The sequence below is a fragment of the Nesterenkonia sedimenti genome, from assembly GCF_012641515.1.
Classification (GTDB): Bacteria; Actinomycetota; Actinomycetes; order Actinomycetales; family Micrococcaceae; genus Nesterenkonia; species Nesterenkonia sedimenti.
On record NZ_JABAHY010000003.1, the window covers coordinates 21,905 to 45,352 of the forward strand.

Sequence of the window (23,448 nt, forward strand, 5' to 3'; positions counted from 1 at the left end):
AGACGGTACAGCCGGTGTGAATCCGGCACCCCATACGGAAGGTATAGAGGTACCAATGTCCCAGGAAGCTTTCGCCGCCCAGCCCGACCTTAAAGAGAAGATGGTCACCGCCGCAGACGGGGAGACCACCACTGAGCAGCTGGTTGAGGTGGTCAACTCCTTCCTGAATTCGCAGGTATACCTGCCGTCAGTGGAGCAGCCGGGCGAGGACGGTTCGGTCAACCCCCTGATGCTGCAGGACACCGATGAGAATCCGGTGATGCCGCTGTTCTCCTCCCCCGAGGAAATTCCTGCGGAGTACACCGAGCAGGCCCCGCATGTGGCTGTGGTCTCCGGTGTGGGTGTGCTGCAGGCTGTCACCAATGCCTCGATCATCATCGATCCCGGCGCTGATCACCAGTTCCCGCTGTCGCTGGAGCAGATGGCAGCCATCCGTGAGCAGATCGCCGGTCAGCTGGACGAGGACCCCCAGCAGGGCTGAACCTGCCCCTAGGCCTGGGCCTGCCACCACGCCGTGTCCGCCCGCGACGGTATCGTTACGGGCATGGAGAGCGAAGCACTTTTTGAGATCCAGCCCTCGGCTGATTCCTGGCACCGACGGCGTCGGGTGGGTTTCGATCTGGAGACCACCTCCCGGTTTCCCGCCGAGGCGCGGATCGTCTCCGCAGCACTGGTGGCATTAGATGACGATGACGATAACGCCTCCCCGGTGGTGCGTGAGTGGCTGGTAGATCCCGGGATTCCGATCCCGGAGGAGACCGTGGCCATCCACGGGATCAGCACTGAGTATGCCCGCGAGCACGGCCAGGACCCAGCGGTTGCCATTGAACAGCTGGTGATCGCCCTGACTGAGGAGTTCGATGCCGGTTCGGCGGTTGTGGTGATGAATGCGCCCTATGACCTCGGTGTGCTGCGGGCTGAGGCCGCCCGCTATGGGCTTCAGTTCCCCGAGCCCCGGCCGGTGATCGATCCCCTGGTGGTGGATAAGCAGGTGGATAAGTACCGGCGCGGGAAGCGGCGTCTGGGTGATCTCTGCGGTGTCTATGGGGTACTGCTCAATGAGGCTCATTCGGCGGCCCCGGATGCCCTGGCCACCGTGCAGGTGGCTGACTGTCTGGCCGAGAAGTTCCCGGAGCTGCAGATGCCGGCCGGGCAGCTGCATGATCTGCAGGTGGGCTGGCGGGCCGAGCAGGCTGCGGATTTCCAGGCCTATCTGCAGCGGCAGGGTAAGACCGATGCGTTCATCGATGGGTCCTGGCCGCTGTGACGCTCAGCGGTGAGGAACAATAGTCCTATGACTGATACCCCTGAGAACGAACCTGGGCCGGAGAGCGAGCCCGACCGAGAGGAAGACCTCGACGTCGAACGCTCCCCCACCGGAGGGCTGCCCTGGTCGATCATCATCATCGCGGTGGTGATCTTTGCGGTGCTCTACTGGGCGTTCCGCAGCTGGCGCAGCCAGCATGTCAGCTATACCGGCGATGCTGCCGAACAGCTGACCGGGGTGCTGACTATCCTCGGACTATGATCCGGAAGGGGGCAGTTGCACAGCGTGTCAGATGAGAAGACCCCAGAGGGTGAGCGCGCCGAGCCTGAGGAGGCTCAGGCCGAGAACGCTGAGCCTGAACTCACTATCTCTGAACACACTGAGCCGCTGACCGCCGAGCGGACAGTTCCGCTCCACGACGCCCTGCAGGCCACCACCCCGATGCCTGCGCATTACTCCCCGCACCACTACACCGCGCATCCGACGGCGACTACCCCGGAAGAACCGCAGTCGGTGGAGGATGCCGAGGAGCCCCCGCGGTGGGGCGGGCAGCGTCGGCTGCTGCTGATCGCCGCAGTGGTGATCATCCTGCTGGGTTCAGTTCTGGTCTTCGTCCGTGCCGTGGCACCGGATCAGCCCACTGCCGCAGAGGTCTTCGGTGAGCTCGAGGCCGAGGGCCGGGAGTGGACCGAAGTCCGCCAGGAGGTCCGTGAGGCCGGAGTCGGCGACGGCGACTATTCCGTACTCGAGCCTGAGGGCTTGGAACTGGACCCAAGTGTTGACCTCCTGGTGGAGGAGGTCGAGATCGCTGGGGATGATGAGGTCACTGTCACCTTGGAACCGCATTTGGGGCAGCTCATCGAAAGCCAGGATCTGGTGGGCACCAAATGGCCTGCGGCCCAGGACCAGCTCGCCGAGCTTGGCCTGGAGTACGAGCAGGACTATGAAGTCGTCACTGACGGAGGCACTGTCTATATCGGACACAACTGGTCAGTGGCCGATATCGACGCCGATGCCTCGACCCCTCAGGTTCTGCTGACCAATGATGTGCGCAATTCGGTGCAGGAGACTGCCGATGACTTCGGCAGCTGGTCGGCGGACCGTTGGGATGATCTGCGCAACTGGGACCCCCGCGAGTCCTGGGAGGATGCCCAGGACTGGTTGGGAGACCTCTTTTAGGCGGTGGCCTCGGCAGCTGCCCGGGCGGCTGCTGGCAGGGCCTGCAGAATCCGGTCCACGGCGGCGTCGTCGTGTGCTGCGGAGAGGAACCAGGCCTCGAAGACGCTGGGCGGCAGGTAGACCCCGGCATCGAGCATGGCGTGGAAGAACGGTCCGTAGCGGAAGGATTCCTGGCTCTGGGCCTCGGTGTAGTTATGCACTCCGGTGGCGGAGGTGCCGAAGGCCACTGAGAACAGGGAGCCGACCTTCTGGATGCTGTGTTCCACCCCGGCGTCGTTCAGGGCGGCGGTCAGCGCCTCGGCGACCACCTCGGCTTTGCTGTCGATATGTTCGTAGACCTCGGCAGTGGCGGCTTCCAGGGTGGCAACACCGGCGGCCATGGCCACCGGGTTCCCGGGGAGGGTTCCTGCGTGGTAGACCGGCCCGGTGGGCGCCAGGTGTTCCATGACCTCTCGGCTTCCGGCCACTGCGGCGGTGGGCAGCCCTCCGCCGATGACCTTGCCGAAGGTGAACAAATCCGGGGTCCAGCCCTCCTGGCGACCGGAGGCGCCCCAGTAGCCGGCCTCGGTGATCCGGAAGCCGGTCATCACCTCGTCGAAGATCATCTTCGCGCCGTATTTGCTGGTGAGGTCGCGGATGAGCTGGTTGAATCCGGGCTCCGGGGGAACGACACCCATATTGGCTGGGGTCGCCTCGGTGATCACCGCAGCGATGTTCTCCCCGTGCTCGTTGAAGACCGTTTCCAGCCCGCTGCGGTCGTTGTACTCCAGGACGATGGTCTCCGAGGCCTGCGCCTCGGTGACCCCGGCTGAACCGGGCAGTCCGAGGGTGGCCACACCGGAGCCGGCGGCCGCCAGCAAACCGTCGGAGTGGCCGTGGTAGCAGCCGGCGAATTTGACCACGAGGTTCTTCCCGGTGGCTCCGCGGGCCAGCCGCACTGCAGTCATTGTGGCCTCGGTGCCGGTGGAGACCATGCGGATCATCTCCGCTCCGGGAACCCGGTCCCGGACGAGTTCAGCCAGCCGGGCCTCGGAGGGGTGAGATGTGCCGAAGCCGAGGCCTGCGTCCACGGCCTTGCGGACGGCCTCGGTGACCTCAGGGTGCTTATGGCCCAGCAGCGCCGGACCCCAGGAGCCTACGAGGTCCACATACTCTTTGCCCTCAGTGTCGGTGAGGTAGGGGCCCTGGCCGGAAATCATGGCCACCGGTGTCCCGCCCACAGATCCGAAGGCACGCACCGGGGAGTTGACTCCCCCGGGCATGAGGTTCTGGGCGGTTTCGAACAGCTGGGCGTTGGTGGTCATGTAGCTCCTCAGTCATGCAGCCAGCGGGCTGCTTCGGCGGCGTAGTAGGTCAGGATGTTGCCGGCGCCGGCGCGCCGGATAGCGGTCAGTGATTCCAGGACAATGGCCCGACGGTCCACCCAGCCCTGGGCTGCGGCGGCCTCGATCATCGCGTATTCCCCGGAGACCTGGTAGGCGGAGACGGGCACATCGGAGATCTCAGCGACATCGGAGAGGATGTCCAGATAGGCGCTGGCGGGTTTGACCATCACCATATCGGCGCCCTCGGCGAGGTCCAGTTCGACCTCGCGGCGGGCTTCGGTCCGGTTGGGGGCATCCATCTGGTACTGCCGGCGGTCACCGGTGAGCTGGGAGTCCACGGCTTCGCGGAAGGGTCCGTAGAAGGCGGAGGCGTATTTGGCGGCATAGGCCAGGATGGGCACCTCCTGGTGGCCGGCCTCATCGAGGGCATCGCGGATGACTCCGACCTGTCCGTCCATCATCCCGGAGGGGGCGACGACGTCGGCGCCTGCGGCTGCCTGGACTACTCCCATCTGGGCGTAGAGCTCGAGTGTGCGGTCATTGTCCACAGATCCGGTGGCGTCCAGGACCCCGCAGTGACCGTGGTCGGTGAACTCATCCAGGCAGAGATCGGCCATCACCGGCAGCTGCTCGCCCACGGTGTCCTTGACCGCGCGGATGCTGCGGTTGAGGATCCCCTCAGGGTCGAGTCCGGCGCTGCCCTCGGCGTCTCGTTCGGCGAGGATTCCGAAGAGCATAATCCCGCCCAGTCCGAGGTCGGCGGCGTCCTTGGCTGCGCTGAGCAGGCTCTTCTCGGTGTGCTGGACGACCCCCGGCATGGAGTTGATCGGTTCGGGTTCGCTCAGCCCTTCCCGGACGAAGACCGGGAGGATGAAATCGGCCGGGTGCAGGCGGGTTTCAGCGACCAGCCGGCGCAGCGCGGGGGTGCGGCGCAGCCGGCGGGGGCGGGCGTAAGGGAAAGTCACGCCCACCAGTCTAGGCGGTTCATCCGGGCAGGACCCACCGTTAACTGCGCCCATGGTTATACCTCCGAATCGCAGGATTATGAGTGGGCAAGGGTGGATCACACGCCGCGGCTTGCCACAGCTGTGGCCATCATCTCCGTTACGCTCGAGACTGAGCTCGTTGCAGGGGCGCCCCGGGTGGGAGCCCACGACACGTTAGGGAGACATCAGTGACCGCAGTATCCCCCGCCTTCTGGAACCCCCAGGCGCATATGCCCACCGTGATGGACCGGCAGGTCGTCATCGAACGCGGTGAGGGCGCCTACGTCTACACCCAGGATGGCCAGCGGCTGTTCGATGGTTCGGCCGCGCTCTGGTACGCGAATGTGGGCCATGGTCGGGCCGAAATCGCCGAGGTGGCCGCCGAGCAGATGCGGAAACTGGAGACTTACCACACCTTCGGACGCTATGTGAATGACCAGGCTCAGGCGCTTTCGGAGCGGCTGCGTGAGCTGGCGCCGATGGCCGATGCAAAAGTCATCCTCAACGCCGGTGGCTCCGATGCTGTGGATGTAGCCTGCAAACTGGCCCGCCGCTACTGGCAGGTCGAAGGTGCCCCGGCTAAGAAGATCATCCTCTCCCGGGAGTCCGCCTACCATGGGCTCCACGCCTATGGCACCTCAGTGGGTGGGCTGGATTTCAACCGTGAGGGCTATGGCACCGAATCCCTGATTCCGGAGACCGCCCGGGTCTCCCGTGATGACATCGAGGCCGTTGAGGCGGAGATCCTGCGCATTGGGCCGGAGAATATTGCGGCCTTCATCTCCGAGCCGATTATGGGAACCGGTGGTGTGCATCCGCCGGCCCCAGGGTATTTGGAGGGGCTGCAGCGGTTGGCCGCTGAGCATGACTTCCTGCTTATCGCCGATGAGGTGATCACTGGTTTCGGCCGAACCGGGCAGATGTTCGCCTCCCAGCGGTATAACCTCAGCCCCGATATTGTCACCATGGCCAAGGGCATCACCTCCGGCTATGCCCCGCTGGGCGGCATCCTGGTGGCCCCGCGAGTCTGGGAGCCCTTCTTCACCCGTGGGGCTGAGTCTCCGGTCTACCGGCATGGCACCACCTATTCCGGGCATGCCACCTCCTGCGCTGTGGCGATGAAGAACCTGGACATTCTCGAGGCAGAACACCTCGTGCAGCGGGCCAAGGAGCTGGAGACGGTGCTGGCTGAGGCCACCACCGTGCTGGAGGGCCACGCTTTGGTGAAGGATATTCGGGTCGGCGGCTTCCTGGCCGGTATTGAACTGGATCCGGCCATCAGCGGTGAGGCCCTGGCCGATACGCTGATTGAGCGCGGGTTCATCTTCCGCCCGCTTCCGGGCAATAACCTGCAGATGAGCCCACCCTTTGTGACCACTGACAGTGAGGTTCACACGGCGGTGAAGGCGATTAAGGACGCCTTGGATACCGCTGCCTAAGGACATCGACGACGCCGGCCGCTGTGGGTTCGGCGAGCACGGCATCGGCGGGCCGACCCCGCTGATTCAGCGTGAGGGCAGTGGGTTCTCCGATGGCCAATACGGTGATCTCCGGGGTATCCAGCTGCGCCCAGACCTCTGCTGCAATGGAGCTGGTGATCAGCACCGTATCCCCCCGGCTGAGCTGGTCTGTCTCCGGATGGGGCAGGGCCACTGTGGCATAGGCAGTGACCCAGGTGATTTCCCAACCCCGCTCTGCCAGCCCCTGGGCCAGCTGGGATCGGGCCTGGGCTGATTGGGGCAGCAGTAGCCTGTCGCTGGTCTCGGGTGCAGGCAGCTCGGCGAGGATTCCTGCCGCACTGTGCTCGGCTGGCATCCATACCTGGGTCAGACCTGTGAGCTCCTCGAGGACCCGCGCTGTTCCGGGTCCGACGACGCCGATCTGCGTGGTCTGCGGAACGCTGCCGTCCCACCCAGCCTCTATCAGCGACCGCACAGTGTTCCCGCTGGTCAGCAGCAGCCAGCTGAACTCCCCTGCAGCCAGCTGATCAAGCGCAGCCCTCAGCTGTCCCATGTCCTGGGGCAGTACCTGTTGTGTCAGTGGGAGATGGTCCACTGCATAGCCGGCATCTCTCAGCCCGGACTCCAGCGCCCCGGACTGTTCAGGGTTCCGGGTCAGCAGGATCTTCTCGGGGGCAGCTGCCATGCTCAGCGCTCCGGTCTAGGAGTCGACGACGTGTTTGAGCAGGCCTTTGTCCTCGGCCAGTAGGGTCTCGGCGACCTCGGCTCCCAAACGGGCAGCCTCGTCCACGGCCACATCCCGGTCAGCCCCCATGGAGAGGTGAATCTCGGCCCCGGCCCGCTGGGATTCCGAGCCGTCGGGGGCGCAGACCACTGTGTCCAGCCGGAGTCGGACTCCGCCGTCGGGCTCATCGGTGGCCCGGGCCAGCCCGCCGATAGGTGCCGCGCAGCCGGCGTTGAGCCGGGCCAGCAGGGCGCGTTCAGCGGTGGTCTCCAGGCGGGCTTCCATATCCTCCAGGGTCGCCAGACCCACGCCCAGTGGGGCGGTGATCGCTGCATCGGCGGCCCTGACCTCCACGGCGAGTGCTCCCTGCCCGGGGGCGGGGGTCATCACCTCGGGGGCCAGCAGTTCGGAGATATGGTGCTCCAGACCGAGGCGAATAAGCCCTGCCCCGGCAAGCACCACGGCGTCGAGGTCTCCGCGTGGGGAGTCCCCGGCCTGGGGTGATTTCTCACCCGCATCCTCCCGACCACGGACTCGGGCCAGGCGGGTGCCCACATTGCCGCGGATATCGACGATCTGCAGATCACTGCGGGCGGCCAGCAGCTGAGCTGCTCGGCGCGGGGATCCGGTGCCGATCTTGGCACCGGAGGGCAGTTCCTCAAGGCTGAGGTCATGGGCCGAGCAGAGGGCATCGCGGACCTCTTCACGCTGCGGGACTGCGGCAATGGCCAGTTCCTCAAGATCCTTAGCCGGCAGGTCCTTCAGGGAGTGCACGGCCACATCGACCTCGGAGTCCAGCAGGGCTTTGCGCAGGGCTGCGGCAAAGACGCCGGTTCCGCCCAGCTGGCTCAGCGGTCCGGTGAGCACATCTCCTTCGGATTTGATGGTCACTAGCTCGTAGTCGAATCCCGCGCCGGTGGCCAGTGCCTCGGCGGCGGTGGTGGACTGGGCCAGGGCCAGCTTGGACCCGCGGGTCCCTACTCGGAATGTCTGCATAGGGCTAACAGTAACGGGACTGTCTAGCTCCCCTGCAGCGGGGTGCCCCAGCCGCCGTCGGTGGTGAGGTCGCTCCAGTCACCGGGGACAGTCTGTTCACCGGTGGCCAGCGGCTGGCCTTCGGCTCCGGTGATGTATTCGCCCATGATGTCGACCAGTCCGGAGACGAACTCGGGGTGCACGCCCACAGTCGGTGCCCGGTGGAAGGCCAGGCCCTGCTCCTCGGCGGTCTCCTTGGCCTCAGTGTCGAGGTCCCAGATGACCTCCATATGATCGGAGACGAACCCAAAGGGCACGACGACGACGCCGGCGTAGCCGTTCTGGGCGTCCTCTTCGATCTGGTCGTTGATATCCGGTTCCAGCCAGGGGGTTTCGGGGCTGCCGGAGCGGGACTGGAAGACCACCTGGTAGTCCACATCCTTGGCTTCGGGCACTGCCTGCATGAGGTAGTCGGCGATTGCCTGGTGCTGGGCGGTGTAGACGTCGGTGCCGAAGAGTTCCTTGATCCGCGCCGGTCCCTGACGCTCTGCCACGGCGGAGGGGATGGAGTGGGTGACGAACAGGACCTTGGTCTTGCCCTCGGAGCCCTTCTCGCTCAGCTGCTTGCTGACATCGCTGAGACCGGCGCTGAGGAATTCCTCATTGGGCTTGGTGAAGGCTTTGTCGTAGAAGAACTGACGGACCTTGACCAGGTTGAGTTCCCCGCGCAGGCCGGTCTCGTCCAGGGTGCGCTCGAAGTCCTCGAGGTACTGGTCATTGCTGGAGTATCCGGCGTAGGCGGAGGTCACCAGCACCAGCACATCGCGGTGGCCGCCCTGGTGCATCTTCTTGAAGCTGTCGGCGAAGTAGGGGTCCCAGTTGCGGTTGCCCCAGTAGATCGGGATGTCGATCTCTCGTTTGGCCAGCTCGGTCTCCAGGGCGGCGATGAGGTCGCGGTTCTGCTCGTTGATAGGGCTGATGCCGTCATTGGCCCGGTAGTGGGTGGCGACCTCTTCGAGTCGCTCATCGGGGATTCCTTTGCCGCGGGTGACGTTACGCAGGAAGGGGATGACGTCATCCTGGCCTTCGGGGCCGCCGAAGCTGGCCAGCAGGATGGCGGTATAGCTGCGGCGTTCGCCTTCGGCGGGGGTCTGGGCGACGTAGTCGGCGGGCAGTGCTTTGGCGGCGGGTGCGGTGCTGCTCATGATCAGGAGAGGACCTCGAGGATGTCAGTGGTGTTGGGCAGTCGGCGTCCGGTGTAGAAGGGGGTTTCGTCCCGGACGTGGTATCGGGTTTCGGATTCGCGGAGCTTGCGCATCATATCCACGAGATCCGTGAGTTCGGGGGCTTCCAGTGCCAGCAGCCATTCCCAGTCGTTGAGGGCGAAGGCGCTGGTGGTGTTCGCCAGCACCGAGGGGAACTCCTGGCCGAGCTGGCCGTGTTCGCGCAGCATGGCACCGCGTTTGGCGGGGTCCATGAGGTACCAGTCGTAGCTGCGGTTGAAGGGGTAGACCACCAGCCAGTCCTCGGCCTCGACTCCGCGGGTGAAGGCGGGCACATGGGCACGGGCGAACTCCGCAGTGCGGTGGACCCCCATTGCGGAGAAGGCAATCTCGGTCTGGTTGAGCAGCTCGGTGCGGTGCAGCTGGCGCAGGGCGGCCTGGAGCTTTTCGGCCTTATGGCCGGTCAGCCACAGCATGATGTCGGCATCGGCGCGCATTCCGGAGACGTCATAGGTCCCGCGCAGTTCGACGGCATCGTCGTCGGTTCCGAGTCCTTCTCCGGCCAGGGCGGCCACGGCCTCTTCGAACTCGGCGGTGATCTTCTCGGCTTTACGGCCGCTGGGAGCTTCATTACGGTTCTTGGGCTCCCACCAGTCCGTGGCAGAGCGGGTCTCGGTCCGCTGAAAGACGGCGAACAGGGTATACCAGTCCTTACCGGAGGAGTTGACCTCTTCAGGGGTGCGCTTAGGGTTGCGGCCGTAGCTCATGGGCTCCACTCTATCGCGCGTGTGTGGGTGACTTCTACACGGCGTAGAAGACCGCTTGGCGGTGTTCATTCCCTCAATCGCCTTGGAAGCCCCCGAGCGAGCTCGGGTCTCCTCTCGGCTCAATTGGCAGCAGAAACACTTACTTCAGGAGGCTCTGAATGACCTCGCGAGCATCGGGGATGATCTGCGCTAATCCGGTCCCGGCATAGGACTCCCCCACCACGGCGATCCGGGTGCCAGTCTGCGCGGATGTGGCCAAGCTCTCGCGCAGACTCCTGGCTGCTTCGCTGGCCGCACCACGGCGCCAGCGCACCACCGTGTGGTCCAGAACCCGCTCGGGGCTGATCGAGGTTCCGGTCAGCCACGGGAGATCAGTCAATGCGGCGGCATGCAACTGCTCATCGGTGGAGTCAAAGCCCAATCCACCGGTCTCTCCGGCCCGACCATAAGAGAGCCGCAACAGGTGGTGGCTGGAGCCGAGGTTCTCCTGCAGCGCCTCAGCGGCCCAGCTCCATTTGGCCGAGATATGGGTCATCGCCTTAGCCCGGATATCGGTGACCTGCGGGGCCACCAGCATGCCGGTCCCCCGCGGATGGGAGTCCAGCTCCGGGGCGTGGACCAGCAGGCTCACCAGGGCCACACCAGTTCCAGTCTGGGCGGCCGGCGGTGTCTGCTGCACAGGCTGTTCGTCTCCGCCGATGAGCTGGGCTGCCTGTGCGGCATCGAGGGCGGGGACGACGACGTCGTAGTCCCCTTCCCAGAGGAAATGGCTGTCGGAGTGACGCAGGGAGTGGTTCAGGTGGACCTGGGCGCCGAGTTCGGCCAGCTGCTCCTGCAGTGCGGTGACCAGAGTGTTCATCCCGCCGGTCAGGGACTGCACGGCCGAGCCCGCCGGCGCTGAGGCGCGGATTCCGGCCACGGCCCGGGCTAGGGAGCCTTCCTCCAGCATCCGGTCGTAGAGCTTGGGGTGGGCGGTGCGGATGCTCAGCTGGTGGGGTCCGGCTGAGTGGACTCCGGTGGTGATCGGTGCGACCAGCCGGTCCACTACCGCAGAGCCCATGCGGTCGGCCACCACCTCACCGAGGGTCGGCGCCTGCCCGGGTGTCCAGGTCATCTCCGCGGTGAGATCCTCGGCGGCGCGCCGGGCAGCCTCTGGTCCCAGGAGTGCGAGGACATCTGCGGCCTCGGGGTCCCCGGGGATGCCCATGATGCCGGTTGCCGGCAGTGGGGCGGCCAGCTCGGGCAACTGCAGCCAGGCCCCTGCCGGATTCGGAGACACGATGCGTTCGGCCAGTCCGAGCTCCGAGAGGAAGTCCCGGACCGCTGGGGTACGCGTAGCAAAAGCTTCAGCCCCAGCATCGGCCTTTATCCCGGCAAGCGCCACGGGTGCGATGGAGCCGCCGAGGCGGTCAGTGGCCTCGAAGAGCTCAACCGCGGCTCCGCTGCGGGCAAGCTCCCAGGCTGCGGTCAGCCCGGCGATACCCCCACCGACGACGGCGGCCCGGGGCTGGCTCATCGGGGCACCTCGCAGCCGTCCATTTCAGACCTTCCCAGCGACATTCCATCTTCCGGGCGAAATTTCGCGAGGAAACTACAATACGGCTGGGAAGACTCGGGCGGCATAGGGCTCACGGTTCGATGGAGTGGATGAGCTCCACGACCCGGGTCAGCACCTCGGGGTCAGTCTCCGGGGGCACACCGTGGCCGAGGTTGAGCACATGACCGGCGGCACCGGAACCTGCTTCGACCACTTTGCGCACGTGGTCCTCCAGCACGGAGAAATCTGCTGGCAGCAGGGCAGGGTCAATATTGCCCTGCAGCGGGGTGTCCGCGCCCAGGCGGCGGGTGGCCTCAGCGAGATTCAGCCGGTAGTCGATGCCGACCACATCGGCACCAGCGGTCTTCATCAGATCCAGGACCTCACTGGTGCCGGTTCCGAAGTGCACCAGCGGGGCGGTGACTCCCTCGACACCCTGCAGGCCCCGGACATGTTCCAGGGCTGCGGTTGAATGTGGCAGAACATGGCGCTGGTAGTCCTCCCGCCCCAGGGAGCCTGCCCAAGAGTCGAAGAGCTGTGCGGCAGAGGCGCCTGCCTCCAGCTGGGCGCGCATAAAACGCCCCGAGGCCTCAGCGGCCCATTCGGCCAGGGCGGCCCAGGTCTCCGGATCGGCATGCATCATCGTGCGCGGTCCGAGGTGGTCCCGGGAGGGCCGGCCTTCGACCATATAGGCCGCCAGTGTGAAGGGGGCTCCGGCGAAGCCGATCAGCGGCACGGCAGTTCCGTCGGGGCCGAGGGTGTCCAGTTCGGCCACTGTCCGCTGGACGGCCTCGGTGATGGGGGCGAAGGCGTCGTCGTCGATTTTTGGCAGCGCGACGACATCGGCGGCGGTACGTACCGGGGAGCCCAGAACTGGGCCCACACCGGGTTTGATCTCCACATCGATGCCGGCCAGGCGCAGCGGGATGACGATATCGGAGAAGAAGATCGCAGCGTCCACATCATGGCGACGCACCGGCTGCAGGGTGATCTCGCTGGCCATCTCCGGATCCAGGCAGGAATCCAGCATGCTGGTGCCCTCGCGCAGCTTCCGGTACTCCGGCAACGACCGGCCGGCCTGGCGCATGAACCACACGGGGCGACGGCTGGGCTTGGCGGTCTCCCCTGCACTATTACGCGAGCCCCGGTACTGATTGATCAGCGGCGCATCGGCAGTGCGGCCGGTGGCCAGGGGATGGTCGGCAGGCAGCTGGGCGGAAGTCATATCCACATTGTGCCAGGGTTTGTCCCACGGTCGCGGATGTCACATCTTCGCTGAGAGCTCAGCTGTCCCACATCCGGTTTCGACACGCTGTAGAATATAAGCGCCGTGGTTCTCTTTTCACTTGTCGCAACCCACTCAGATCTTGACCTGGAGACGGTCGGGACTCTCTCCTCAGGAGCGGCCGATGTCGCCGCTTCTGTGAGTCTGCCTGCCGTCACGCTGGCCACCTGCAACCGCATGGAGATCTACGCGGAGGCTCCGGCCGATTCCCCCGATGCCGTTGAGCACAGCCGCGAGCAGTTGCTGGAAGCTGTGGCTGAGTCCTCCGGGTTGGACAAAGAGACCGTAGCCAATTCTTTCCGTGTGCTGGTCGACGATGCTGCCGTCAAGCACCTCTTCGAGGTCGGGGCGGGCCTGGACTCCGCGGTCATTGGTGAACGCGAGATCGCCGGCCAGGTCCGGCGTTCGCTCAGCGAGGCCCAGACTGCCGGCACCGCATCCGGGTCCCTGACCAAACTCTTTGAGTCCGCCACCCGTGCGGCCAAGGAGGTCGGGGCTAAGACTGCCCTGGGCGCCCGTGGGCGCTCGATTGTGTCGGTGGCACTGGATATCGCCGGTGATATGCGCGGCGATGGCGCCCAGTTCTACCGGGATGCCCGCGTGGTCCTCATCGGCACCGGCGCCTATGCCGGGACCTCCCTGGCCCAGCTGGGCGAGCGGGGCGTGCCGGATATTTCGGTGTTCTCCGGTTCCGGCCGCGCCGAGCAGTTCCTGGCCGAGCGCGGTGAGGCCTTGGCTGAGCGTGGCAGCACCGCTCGCGCCCTGCAGATGGACCAGCTGGCTGAGGCTTTCCGTTCCGCTGATGTGATCATCGGCTGCTCCGGGGGCAACCGGCAGATCACCGCCGCTGAGATCCGCTCCCTGGCTGGACTCGATGAGCGGCAGGAACCGCTGACCGTCATCGATCTCGCCCTTTCCCATGACTTCGCCCCCGATGTTGCTGATCTTCCCGGGGTTGACCTCATCACTCTGGAGTCGGTGAAACTCGCCGCCCCGGATGAGACGGAGTCCTCCCTGGAACAGGCCCGTTCGGTGGTGACCGATTCGGTCCAGCAGTTCCTCTCCGAGCGTGCTGAACGCAGCGCCGATGACGCCATCGTCACCCTGCGCCGCCATGTCCAGTCCCTGCTGGATGAGGAGATGGAGAAGGTTCGAAAGCACCACGGCTGCACTGCCGCGGCCGAGGAGGTTGAATTCGGTCTGCGCCGGATCGTGCGCAAACTGCTGCATACTCCCACGGTGCGCGCCCGCGAGCTGGCCGCCGAGGGCCGCGGTCAGGATTATGTGGCCGCCTTGGAGACCCTGTTCGACCTCAAGGTTCCCAGCGCGGAGGACACTCAGCGCACCTCTGCCCCGCGGCGTCGTCGTGCCGAAGAATTCTCCGCAGCTGAACTGGCACAGATGGCCAATTACCTGCAGCAGGTCCCAGATGGTGGGTTCTGCCGCCACCATAAACCGGGCGAATTCAGTGTTGAGCGCTTCGAGGCGCTCAACCAGCTGCGCCGCAGCGCCTGATTTCACGCGCTGACTACACCTTTCAGGACCCCCCAGGAAACGTTCGGGCTGGCTCCCGCAAAGGCCCGTAAATGTAGTAGCCGATGGCAACAGTTACTACATTCAGGACGGAACTTATGAGCAGCGTTACCTCGACCCGCAATCTCGCAGCGTTTCTGGGCATCGGCGCCCTGACTCTGACCCTGGCTGCCTGCGGCGATGACGGCGACAGCGACAGCGACTCCACCGCATCGGGCCCGTTTTCTGCCTCCGACACCGAGGAAGAAACTCACAGCGAGCCCGACTCCACTGAGGAGGAGGTTGAGGAGCCCGAGGAGGACCTGCTGGAGGAAGACGACGCCCAGGACCCCGCTCAGGAAGAACCAGACGCCGAAGAGGACCCCCTCGAGGAAGAGGACGACGACGAGGAGGACTCCACCAGGCTCGCAGTAGATCTGGCCGAGGAGTTCAGCGAGAACTGGGAGAACCGCTAGGCCTGAACCCTCACCTTCCCGCCCGTAGCGTCAAGGTTCTTCCAAGCTCGCATTACGCCTGCGCTGACCTGGGGTTTTTAGTGTTACGAGTGTTCGTTGAGCAGAACCCTTCAATCAACGGAAGGTGATTGAGAATGCAGCTGAACACTCTTCGGAAAATCTACGAGGCCCAGGCACCCTTCGCCACGGTCTACCTGCAAGCCCAGTCAGCCAGCGCCAATGCCGAACAGGAGGTCAGGCTGCGGTGGGACGCCCTGCGCAAGCAGCTGGCTGAAGCTGGCGCTCATGACCGCACCCTGGCAGCTCTGGATGATGCAGTACTCGGCGAGGACCCCGGCGCGGTCCAGACCGAGGGCCGGGTCCTGGTGGCCAACCGGACCGGTCTGCTGCTGGCCGAAGATTTCGACGCCACCCGCGATGGCGGCGACCATGCGGTGCTGGGCGAACCTCCTGCCCTGGGCGACTACATCCGCCAGCGGGCCCGCTCCGTAAAAGCCCTGGTGGTATTGGTGGATAAGGAGCGCGCCACCGTCCGGCGTGATGTCTTCACTTCCACCGCCGTGCTGGACGCCGGGGCTGAGTCATCGGTGGAAGGTTCGGCAACCGAGACCGTCAATAAGCCCCGCGAGGGCGCTGAGCACCACCGGCGGATGCAGCAGCGGGCCGATGAGGCCGCCTGGCTGAATATCCGGGATATCTCTGAGCATGTGCGCAAGACTGCCCAGCGCTGGCGCCCCGATGCTGTGCTGGTCGCCGGTGAGGTCCAGGGCCGGAAGCTGCTGCTGGATGAGCTGCCCACCGAGCTCTCTGAGATCGCCCATGAGGTCGAGACCGGTGGCGGTATCCCCAATGATTCCGGTGACGAGGGCGCTCATGAGGCCCTCGCCCAAGCCCTGCAGGACACTGTCCGGGAGATCACTATCACCCGAACCAAGGAGCTGACCGAACGCTTCGGTGATGCCCGTGCCAATGGCCTGGCAGTCGAGGGTGCCGAGGATATTCGACGGGCTGCCCAGCTGGGCGCCATCGAGACTCTGCTGCTGCGCTATGACAGTGAAGCTGCCGAGGAGGATCAGCTCCTGCAGGCCGCGGCTCGGGTTGACGCCGCTGTTGCCCTGGTGGGCGCCTCGGTCACCGATAACGCTGCCGCGATCCTGCGCTATGAGGCACCGGTGGATCAGATGGGCGCTGATCCTGCCTCCCAGCTTGCCTGAGGCGGTCCCGGCAGCCCCGCCGGCTGACTAGACTGGCTACGTGAGTACAGAGCACGATGACGGGACCGTACCTTCTGCCGATCTCCGCGAGGAATATGCCCAGCTCGCCGAGGAGGTGGCCAAACATCAGGTTGCCTATCACCAGCAGGATGCCCCGCTGGTCTCGGATGCTGAGTATGACGAGCTGATCCATCGGCTGCGCAGCATTGAGGCTGAGCATCCGGAGTTGGCCTCAGCTGATTCCCCGACCCAGCAGGTGGGCGGTTCCCCATCGGAGGCCTTCGCCCCGGTCCAGCATCTGCAGCGGATGTACTCCCTGGAGGATGTCTTCTCCCGGGAGGAGCTGCGCACTTGGTATGACCGGGCGTTGGCCTCCCTGGAGAAGATGCGCCCCGATGAGAAGGTCCGCTGGCTGGTGGAGGTCAAGATTGATGGCCTCGCCATCAGCCTGACCTACCGCAATGGTGTCCTGGAGCGGGCCGCGACCCGAGGGGATGGCACCACCGGTGAAGATGTCACCCATAATGTGCTCACGATCGGGGATATCCCCCAGCAGTTGGCCGGAGAGGGACACCCCGAGGTTCTGGAGGTCCGCGGTGAGATCTTCATGCCCACCGCAGAGTTCCACGCCCTGAATGAGCGTCTGCGGGAGGCCCGGGAGAAGGAGTTCGCCAACCCGCGCAACGCCGCTGCCGGTTCCCTGCGACAGAAGGATCCGGCCAAGACCGCCCAGCGGCCGCTTTCGATGTTCGTCCACGGTATCGGCGAGCGGTCCTCTCTGGTGCTGACCTCTCAGCATGAGACCTATGACCAGTTGGCAGCCTGGGGGCTGCCGGTGAGCCCCTATACCCGCATCCTCGACTCCTATGAGGAGATCGATGAGTACCTCAATGAGCACCAGGCCAAGCGCCATGAGCTAGTCCATGAGATCGACGGTGTGGTGATCAAGGTTGATGACTTCGGCCAGCAGCGGGCCCTGGGTCACACCTCTCGTGTCCCGCGTTGGGCTGCTGCCTATAAATACCCGCCCGAGGAAAAGTCCACTGAGCTGTTGGATATCCGGGTCCAGGTCGGCCGCACCGGCCGGGTGACCCCCTTCGCTGTGCTGCAGCCGGTGTTGGTAGCCGGTTCCACGGTAGAGAAGGCGACCCTGCACAACCAGGATGTGGTCAAACTCAAGGACGTGAAGATCGGCGACCGGGTCATGGTCCGCAAGGCCGGTGACGTCATCCCCGAGATCCTAGGTCCGGTTCCTGCCGAGCGCGAGCGCCGCGAGAAGGAACCCGGCCGGCTGAAGGACTTCGTCTTCCCCGAACACTGCCCAGCCTGCGGAACCACCCTGGCACCGGCCAAAGAGGGGGATGTCGACTATCGCTGCCCCAATTCAGAGAGCTGCCCGGCCCAGCTGGCAGAGCGGGTCATCCACGTCGGCTCCCGGGGTGCCCTGGATATCGAGGCCCTGGGCGAGGAGGCCGGTCTTGCCCTGACCAACCCAGATCCGGAAGAGGTGCGCCCGCCCAAGGAGCTCATCGACGCGGAGAAGACCGCCGAGTCCGGGGCACCGGTGGAATATGACGATGAGGGCCAGCCACTGCCGCAGGCCCCGGTGCTGCGCAATGAGGCCGGGCTCTTCGACCTCACTCCAGAGGACCTCAAGGGGGTCTACCGATGGCGCGAGGTGTTGGAGAAGAGCCCCGAGTCCGGAAAGTTTGAAGGTACTAGCCGCTATACCCCAGTGCTGTATTTCTGGACCAAACCCCAGTACACCAAGGGCGAGCTGAGCCAGCCTTCCAAGCCTCGGGAGAATACGGTCAAACTGTTCTCCGAGTTTGAGAAGGCCAAGGAGCAGCCGCTGTGGCGGGTTCTGGTGGCACTGTCGATCCGGCATGTGGGCCCGACTGCCTCCCGCGCCCTGGCCTCGGCCTATGGGTCCATGGAGAAGATCCGCAATGCTGATGAGGAGGAGCTGGCCGGTATCGACGGCGTCGGTCCGGTGATCGCTGCCTCGATCCGGGAATGGTTCAGTGTTGATTGGCACTGCCAGCTGATCGACAGTTGGGCTGCTGCCGGAGTGCGCATGGAGGACGAGGCTGATGAGGCCACTCCTCGTACCTTGGAGGGGCTCACCGTTGTGGTGACCGGTTCCTTGGAGAACTACTCCCGGGATGAGTCCAAAGAGGCGATCATCTCCCGCGGGGGCAGGGCCTCCGGATCGGTGTCGAAGAAGACTGATTACGTGGTGGCCGGGGAGAGCGCCGGCTCCAAGCTCACCAAGGCGGAGTCCCTGGGTGTGCCGGTGCTGGATGAGGATCAATTCACTGAACTGCTGAACAAGGGACCCGAAGGGCTGGAGAACACCTGATGACCTATTCCGAGAACCTCAATGAGCTCTTGGCCATCGCCCGAGAAGCTGCCGCGGCCGGTGCCGCAGTTCTGGCCGAACGGGATGAGGTTGCCCCTGCGGGTCTTCCGTTGGAGGCCACCAGCCACGGTATTGAGACGAAGTCCTCTGCCTCGGATTTCGTCACCGATTTCGATAAGCGCGCCGAGGAGGCTGTCCGGCAGGTGATCACCGCTCGTCGGCCCCATGATGTGATCTCCGGAGAGGAATACGGCACCACCGAGGTGACCGAGCCCTCCGGCTACCGGTGGTCCATCGATCCCCTGGATGGGACGACGAATTTTGTCCGCGGCATCGTCTACTACTGCACGTCCGTGGCGGTTCAGGACCCGGAGGGTGAGTGGATCATCGGTGTGGTTCAGGCCCCGGCCCTGCAGCGGATCTGGTGGGGCGCCCGAGGCATCGGCGCCTATACCGCCCGGGGCGAGGGTGAGCCGGTTGCCATCACCGGCCCCAAGGGGGAGCTGAATTCTGGCCTGCTGGCCACCGGTTTCGGCTATGACCCCGCCCGGAAGGCTCAGCAGGTGGAGTCCGTGGGTCTGATGAATGAGCATTTCGGCAATATCCGCCGATTGGGGGCCGCAGCCCTGGATATCTGCCTGGTCGCCGATGGCACCCAGGACGCCTATGCCGAATACGGCACCCAGGAGCATGACTGGGCCGGTGGTGCTGTGATCGCCGAAGAGGCTGGGGTCCCTGTGCGGCGCCCGGCATCCGGTGATGGGGCAGACCAGCCCGATTGGTGCATCATCGGGCGGATCGGCATCGAACCCCAGCAGCTGAAACCCACCCCGCGCGCCTGAGTTTGGCGGGACGGCCATGAGCTTCACCAAGCACTCCCCCGGCAGACCGGAGGCCGCCATGGTCGAGGCCGCTGGCCTACGCTGGTTGGCCTCGGCCAGACCCCAGGGTGGACCACGGGTGGCTGAGGTGCTCTCAGTGGAACCCGGCCGGTTGGAGTTAGAGCGGATTACGACAACGTCGCCGACTCCGCAGGCTGCCGAGGAATTCGGTGCAGCTCTGGCGAGGATGCATGGGTCCCTGCAGCCTGGCACTGCCTTTGGTGCACTGCCCCCGGACCATCCCGATACCCCTCCCCTCTTTGGGCCTGCCGAGCAGTTGCTGGAGGTCGGTGACGGTAAGCATGCGACCTGGGGCGCTTTCCACGCCCAAGAACGCCTGGCGCTGATCCTAGAACTGCTGGGACCCGAGCTCAGTCCCAGTGATGATCGAACCTTGCGAGCAGCCTGTGAGCGGATCGCTTCCGGGGAGCTGGATCAGGATGAGCCGGCCGCGCTGATCCACGGTGACCTCTGGAGCGAGAATGTACTCTGGCATGCCCAGGAGGGTGCGGTGCTGATTGACCCGGCTGCTCATGCTGGGCACCGGGAGTCTGATCTGGCGATGCTTCAGCTGTTCGGGCTGCCGCATCTGGAGCGGGTCCTGGCCAGTTATCAGGAGCAGGCGTCCCTGGCTGAAGGGTGGGAGGACCGAGTGCCGGTGCACCAGCTCTTCTTCCTCGCCGTGCATTGGCTGCTCTTCGGCCCCAGCTACCGCCGCCCCACTCTCGCCGCTGCTGAACGGGCCCTAGCCCTCTAGGTCTCTTAACGACGGATGCCCCCGACCCCTTTGGGGGCCGGAGGCATCCGGTCAGGTTGCTCAGAGAAGGGTCAGCGGTTCAGGGCCTTCTCATCCTCCAGAGGCTCTGGGTCCTCCATGAGGCGGCCGGCCTTGCGGTCGGCCAGGTACTGGTTGACCTCGGCCTTGACCTTCGGAGCCAGGATCACGAGGCCAACAACGTTGATGAAGATGCACAGGAACAGTGCAGCGTCAGCGAACTCGAGGATGGAACCGAAGGAGGTCAGGCAGCCCATGACCACGAAGATCAGCACGATCGCCCGGAAGATGGTGTCCTTCACGGGGGACTTGCCGAAGAGGTAACGCCATGCCTGGGTGCCGTAGTAGGACCAGGTGACGATGGAGGAGAAGGCGAACAGTGCCACTGCCACCATCAGCACAGCCGGGAACCAGCTCATCACCGTTGCGAAGCCTGCGGAGGTGACCTCCACGCCGCCGGCCTCGCCGACCACGTAGTTCGGGCTGGCGATAATGATCACCAGTGCGGTCATGGTGCAGACCACCACAGTGTCGATGAAGGGCTCCAGTGCTGCCACGAAACCTTCGGAGGCCGGGCGGCGGGTCTTCACCGCTGCGTGGGCGATGGGTGCCGAACCGATGCCTGCCTCATTCGAGAAGGCTGCACGCTGTGCACCCAGGAAGATGATGCCGAGGATACCGCCGGCAACTGCATCATGACCAAAGGCGCCGGTGATGATCTCACCGAAGGCTCTGGGCACCTGGTCGATATTGGCGATGACCACAATCAGTGCGCCTACCACATACACAATCGCCATGGCCGGAACCAGGGTGGCGGTGACCTTACCGATGGACTTGATACCACCGATGATCACCAGGCCGACCAGACCGGCGAAGATGATGCCGATGACGAATGCGCCGGCAGTGCTGTTGAGGAAGTCGGCCAGGCCAGTGCCCTCGAAGTAGGTGTTGGACACCTCGCGGGCCTGGGTCATGGTCTGGTTTGTCTGGTACATACCGCCACCGCCGATACCGAAGAGGATCAGCGCGATGGCGAAGATACCGGTGATGATGGCGGTGGGCACCTTGCCCAGCTTCTTGAAGGCATGCTTCAGGTATTGGAAGGGTCCACCGTGGACCACACCGTCTTCGTCGATATAGCGGTACTTCACACCGAGGGTGCATTCGACGAACTTCGTACACATGCCGAAGAGTCCGAAGATCACCATCCAGAAGGCGGCACCGGGACCACCCAGGGTGACCGCCGCGGCGACACCACCGATGTTTCCGAGTCCGACCGTTGCCGACAGTGCCGAGGTCAGTGCCTGGAAGTGGCTGACCTCGCCGGGGTCATCCTTGCGGGAGTACTTCCCGCGGACAATCTCCAGCGCCACCTTGAATCCGGTGAACTGGATGGCCTTGAAGTAGATGGTGAAACCGATAGCAGCCAGGATCGACCAGATGACAACAATCATCAGGCTCTGTTCGTTGACCTCCGGCCCCCAGAAGATCACGCTGCCGAACCAGGAAGACACCGGACCAAAGCCGGTGTCGACGCCGCAGGCAATATCGTCTAGGAAAGTTTCCCGAATCGCTGGATCACATGATGCGGGGTCCGTTTCGGGGTCAAAGCCATTGGTGGTGGCCTCCCCGTTTTCTTCGGCCTCCTCGGCCAGAAGAATGCCTTCTTGAGCAGTCATTTATGTCTCATCCCCTCAGTGGATGGTCAAAGGCGAGTATTTACGGTTGTTCGGAGTCGTAAGTACACACAACCCCCTGGGTGGTGTCCCAGAATGTTCCTAATCTACTCAGCTGGTGTTTCCGCTGGTTTGCGGAACAGCCGCTCAGTGTTACAAGAACATTTCACGGTGCGACATACATTACACGCATGTCAGCTGCATCACACGTATATCTTCAAGGAAAGTTCAAACCTTTAAGAAAAACAACGACGGCGCCTCCCACATTGAGAAGCGCCGTCGTCGTTGTATGTATTTGTGGGTTTAGCCCTCGATGCCCAGTTTCGCCAGGACGATTTCGCGGACCTTGCCGGCATCTGCCTGGCCGCGAGTCTCCTTCATCACCGGGCCGATCAATGCACCGATGGCCTTCAGCTTGCCCCCGGCGACCTTCTCGACCACGTCAGGATTCTCTGCCATGGCCTTCTCCACAGCGGCGGTGAGCGCACCGTCATCGGAGACGACTTCCAGACCGCGGGCCTGCACGATCTCAGCGGGGCTGCCTTCGCCCTCGAGGTGGTGCTCCAGGACCTGGCGGGCGATCTTATCGTTGATCTTGCCCTCATCGATCAGCACATTCAGCGCCACGATGGTCTCAGGCTCCACGCCCAGTGCGGCGGGTTCGATATCCCGGGCATTGGCCAGGCGGGAGATCTCACCCATCCACCATTTACGCGCCACTGCGGGGCTGGCGCCCTGTTCGACAGTCTCCTCGATCTGGTCCATGAGGCCAGCGGCGACCACATCGCGGAACTCCGCATCGGAGTAGCCCCATGCCTCACGCAGCCGGCGGCGACGAACCGCAGGCGGTTCCGGCAGCTCGGCGCGCAGCCTCTCGATCCATTCCTGGGTCACCGTGATCGGCACCAGGTCAGGCTCGGGGAAGTAGCGGTAGTCATCGGCATCGGACTTCGGCCGCCCGGAGCTGGTGGTCCGGGAGGTCTCCAGCCAGTGCCGGGTCTCCTGGATGATGGAACCGCCGGTGGAGAGAATCCCGGCGTGCCGGCGGATCTCGAAGTGCACCGCCTGTTCCACCGCGCGGGTGGAGTTGACGTTCTTGGTCTCCGAGCGGGTGCCGAAATCTGTGGTTCCCTTCGGCATCAGCGAGACATTGGCGTCGCAGCGGACATTGCCGCGCTCCATCCGGGCATCGGAGATGTCCAGACCCTTGACGATGTCGCGAATAGCAGTCACATATGCCCGGGCGATCTCCGGTGCCCGCTCACCGGCTCCGGTGATGGGTTTGGTGACGATCTCGATCAGCGGGACACCGGTGCGGTTGTAGTCCACCAGGGAGTAGTCGGCTCCCTGGATGCGCCCGGAGGTTCCGGCGTGGGTCAGCTTGCCGGCGTCCTCCTCCATATGTGCGCGTTCGATCTCCACCCGGAAGGTCTCGCCGTCGTCGAGTTCCACATCGAGGTAGCCGTCATAGGCGATGGGCTCGTCGTACTGGGAGGTCTGCCAGTTCTTGGGCAGATCCGGGTAGAAGTACTGTTTGCGGGCGAACCGGCAGTACTCGGCGATCGAGCAGTTCAGCGCCAGGCCGAGTTTGATGGCCGATTCCACGGCTTTGCCGTTGACCACCGGCAGGGTCCCGGGCAGGCCGAGGTCCACCTCGTTGACGTTGGTATTGGGCTCATCGCCGAAGGCATTGGGCGCGGAGGAGAACATCTTAGATTTGGTGTTCAGCTCCACATGCACCTCGAAGCCGAGGACCGGGTCGTATTTCTCCAGGGCCTCCTCGAAGGAGAGCGGCTGGGCTTCAGTCTGTGTCTCAGTCATGTT

The 23,448-nt window shown here is 64.6% G+C and carries 21 protein-coding genes; 11 read left to right on the forward strand and 10 right to left on the reverse strand.

What is annotated here, in order from left to right:
- The first annotated feature begins 55 nt into the window (after window positions 1-55).
- The 4 genes from HGQ17_RS04510 (at window position 56) to HGQ17_RS04525 (ending at window position 2,446) form a co-directional block, all read left to right on the forward strand.
- The gene (locus tag HGQ17_RS04510) at window positions 56-481 is read left to right on the forward strand and encodes an SseB family protein (RefSeq protein WP_168886786.1); all 426 of its coding nucleotides are present in this window, start codon (window positions 56-58) and stop codon (window positions 479-481) included.
- A gap of 63 nt (window positions 482-544) precedes the next feature.
- Window positions 545-1,267 (forward strand): 3'-5' exonuclease, encoded by a 723-nt coding sequence (locus HGQ17_RS04515; protein WP_168886787.1) that lies wholly within the window; start codon window positions 545-547, stop codon window positions 1,265-1,267.
- 27 nt (window positions 1,268-1,294) lie between these two features.
- Window positions 1,295-1,528 carry a hypothetical protein gene (locus HGQ17_RS04520; protein WP_168886788.1) on the forward strand — a complete coding sequence of 78 codons (234 nt, stop codon included), beginning with the start codon at window positions 1,295-1,297 and terminating at the stop codon, window positions 1,526-1,528.
- Between the two features lie 24 nt (window positions 1,529-1,552).
- Window positions 1,553-2,446: a hypothetical protein gene (locus HGQ17_RS04525; protein WP_168886789.1), complete on the forward strand. Its 894-nt coding sequence runs from the start codon at window positions 1,553-1,555 to the stop codon at window positions 2,444-2,446.
- On the opposite strand, the gene hemL is transcribed toward HGQ17_RS04525, so the two are convergent.
- Window positions 2,443-3,750, reverse strand: a complete 1,308-nt coding sequence (gene hemL / locus HGQ17_RS04530) for a glutamate-1-semialdehyde 2,1-aminomutase (protein WP_168886790.1) — start codon at window positions 3,748-3,750, stop codon at window positions 2,443-2,445. The two genes, HGQ17_RS04525 and hemL, sit on opposite strands and share 4 nt — an antisense overlap.
- A gap of 8 nt (window positions 3,751-3,758) precedes the next feature.
- Window positions 3,759-4,736, reverse strand: coding sequence for a porphobilinogen synthase (gene hemB / locus HGQ17_RS04535; protein WP_168886791.1), 978 nt, complete (start codon window positions 4,734-4,736; stop codon window positions 3,759-3,761).
- Window positions 4,737-4,945: 209 nt separating this feature from the next.
- On the opposite strand from hemB, the gene HGQ17_RS04540 reads away from it, so the two are divergent.
- Complete coding sequence (locus tag HGQ17_RS04540; RefSeq protein WP_324615187.1) at window positions 4,946-6,196, forward strand: aminotransferase family protein; 1,251 nt, start codon at window positions 4,946-4,948, stop codon at window positions 6,194-6,196.
- Here the strand turns inward: HGQ17_RS04540 and HGQ17_RS04545 are convergent.
- From HGQ17_RS04545 to hemE, 6 genes are all read right to left on the reverse strand, one after another.
- Window positions 6,168-6,902, reverse strand: coding sequence for a uroporphyrinogen-III synthase (locus HGQ17_RS04545; protein WP_168886792.1), 735 nt, complete (start codon window positions 6,900-6,902; stop codon window positions 6,168-6,170). The genes HGQ17_RS04540 and HGQ17_RS04545 overlap by 29 nt on opposite strands.
- A 15-nt stretch (window positions 6,903-6,917) precedes the next feature.
- Window positions 6,918-7,937, reverse strand: a complete 1,020-nt coding sequence (gene hemC / locus HGQ17_RS04550) for a hydroxymethylbilane synthase (protein WP_168886793.1) — start codon at window positions 7,935-7,937, stop codon at window positions 6,918-6,920.
- Between the two features lie 23 nt (window positions 7,938-7,960).
- The gene (locus HGQ17_RS04555; protein ID WP_168886794.1) at window positions 7,961-9,121 is read right to left on the reverse strand and encodes a ferrochelatase; all 1,161 of its coding nucleotides are present in this window, start codon (window positions 9,119-9,121) and stop codon (window positions 7,961-7,963) included.
- Window positions 9,122-9,123: 2 nt separating this feature from the next.
- Window positions 9,124-9,906 (reverse strand): hydrogen peroxide-dependent heme synthase, encoded by a 783-nt coding sequence (gene hemQ, locus HGQ17_RS04560; RefSeq protein ID WP_168886795.1) that lies wholly within the window; start codon window positions 9,904-9,906, stop codon window positions 9,124-9,126.
- Window positions 9,907-10,045: 139 nt separating this feature from the next.
- On the reverse strand, window positions 10,046-11,422 hold the full coding sequence (locus tag HGQ17_RS04565; protein ID WP_168886796.1) for a protoporphyrinogen/coproporphyrinogen oxidase: 1,377 nt from the start codon (window positions 11,420-11,422) through the stop codon (window positions 10,046-10,048).
- 112 nt (window positions 11,423-11,534) lie between these two features.
- Window positions 11,535-12,668, reverse strand: coding sequence for a uroporphyrinogen decarboxylase (gene hemE / locus HGQ17_RS04570; protein WP_168886797.1), 1,134 nt, complete (start codon window positions 12,666-12,668; stop codon window positions 11,535-11,537).
- Between the two features lie 105 nt (window positions 12,669-12,773).
- Here hemE and HGQ17_RS04575 point away from each other — a divergent pair, with 105 nt between their 5' ends.
- The 6 genes from HGQ17_RS04575 to HGQ17_RS04600 all read left to right on the forward strand — a co-directional run bounded on the left by HGQ17_RS04575 (window position 12,774) and on the right by HGQ17_RS04600 (window position 19,930).
- Window positions 12,774-14,243, forward strand: coding sequence for a glutamyl-tRNA reductase (locus tag HGQ17_RS04575; RefSeq protein WP_168886798.1), 1,470 nt, complete (start codon window positions 12,774-12,776; stop codon window positions 14,241-14,243).
- 116 nt (window positions 14,244-14,359) lie between these two features.
- Window positions 14,360-14,716 (forward strand): hypothetical protein, encoded by a 357-nt coding sequence (locus HGQ17_RS04580; RefSeq protein WP_168886799.1) that lies wholly within the window; start codon window positions 14,360-14,362, stop codon window positions 14,714-14,716.
- A gap of 134 nt (window positions 14,717-14,850) precedes the next feature.
- Window positions 14,851-15,930, forward strand: coding sequence for a baeRF2 domain-containing protein (locus HGQ17_RS04585; protein WP_168886800.1), 1,080 nt, complete (start codon window positions 14,851-14,853; stop codon window positions 15,928-15,930).
- Window positions 15,931-15,970: 40 nt separating this feature from the next.
- Window positions 15,971-18,292: an NAD-dependent DNA ligase LigA gene (ligA, locus tag HGQ17_RS04590; RefSeq protein WP_168886801.1), complete on the forward strand. Its 2,322-nt coding sequence runs from the start codon at window positions 15,971-15,973 to the stop codon at window positions 18,290-18,292.
- Window positions 18,292-19,134, forward strand: a complete 843-nt coding sequence (locus tag HGQ17_RS04595) for an inositol monophosphatase family protein (protein WP_168886802.1) — start codon at window positions 18,292-18,294, stop codon at window positions 19,132-19,134. Before ligA ends, HGQ17_RS04595 begins: the two co-directional genes overlap by 1 nt.
- 16 nt (window positions 19,135-19,150) lie before the next feature.
- Window positions 19,151-19,930, forward strand: coding sequence for a fructosamine kinase family protein (locus tag HGQ17_RS04600; RefSeq protein ID WP_168886803.1), 780 nt, complete (start codon window positions 19,151-19,153; stop codon window positions 19,928-19,930).
- 71 nt (window positions 19,931-20,001) lie between these two features.
- Here HGQ17_RS04600 and HGQ17_RS04605 read toward each other — a convergent pair whose 3' ends face one another.
- Both HGQ17_RS04605 and gatB read right to left on the reverse strand, forming a co-directional pair.
- Window positions 20,002-21,627 carry an alanine/glycine:cation symporter family protein gene (locus HGQ17_RS04605; RefSeq protein WP_168886804.1) on the reverse strand — a complete coding sequence of 542 codons (1,626 nt, stop codon included), beginning with the start codon at window positions 21,625-21,627 and terminating at the stop codon, window positions 20,002-20,004.
- Between the two features lie 300 nt (window positions 21,628-21,927).
- Window positions 21,928-23,445 (reverse strand): Asp-tRNA(Asn)/Glu-tRNA(Gln) amidotransferase subunit GatB, encoded by a 1,518-nt coding sequence (gatB, locus tag HGQ17_RS04610; RefSeq protein ID WP_168886805.1) that lies wholly within the window; start codon window positions 23,443-23,445, stop codon window positions 21,928-21,930.
- Window positions 23,446-23,448 lie beyond the last annotated feature (3 nt).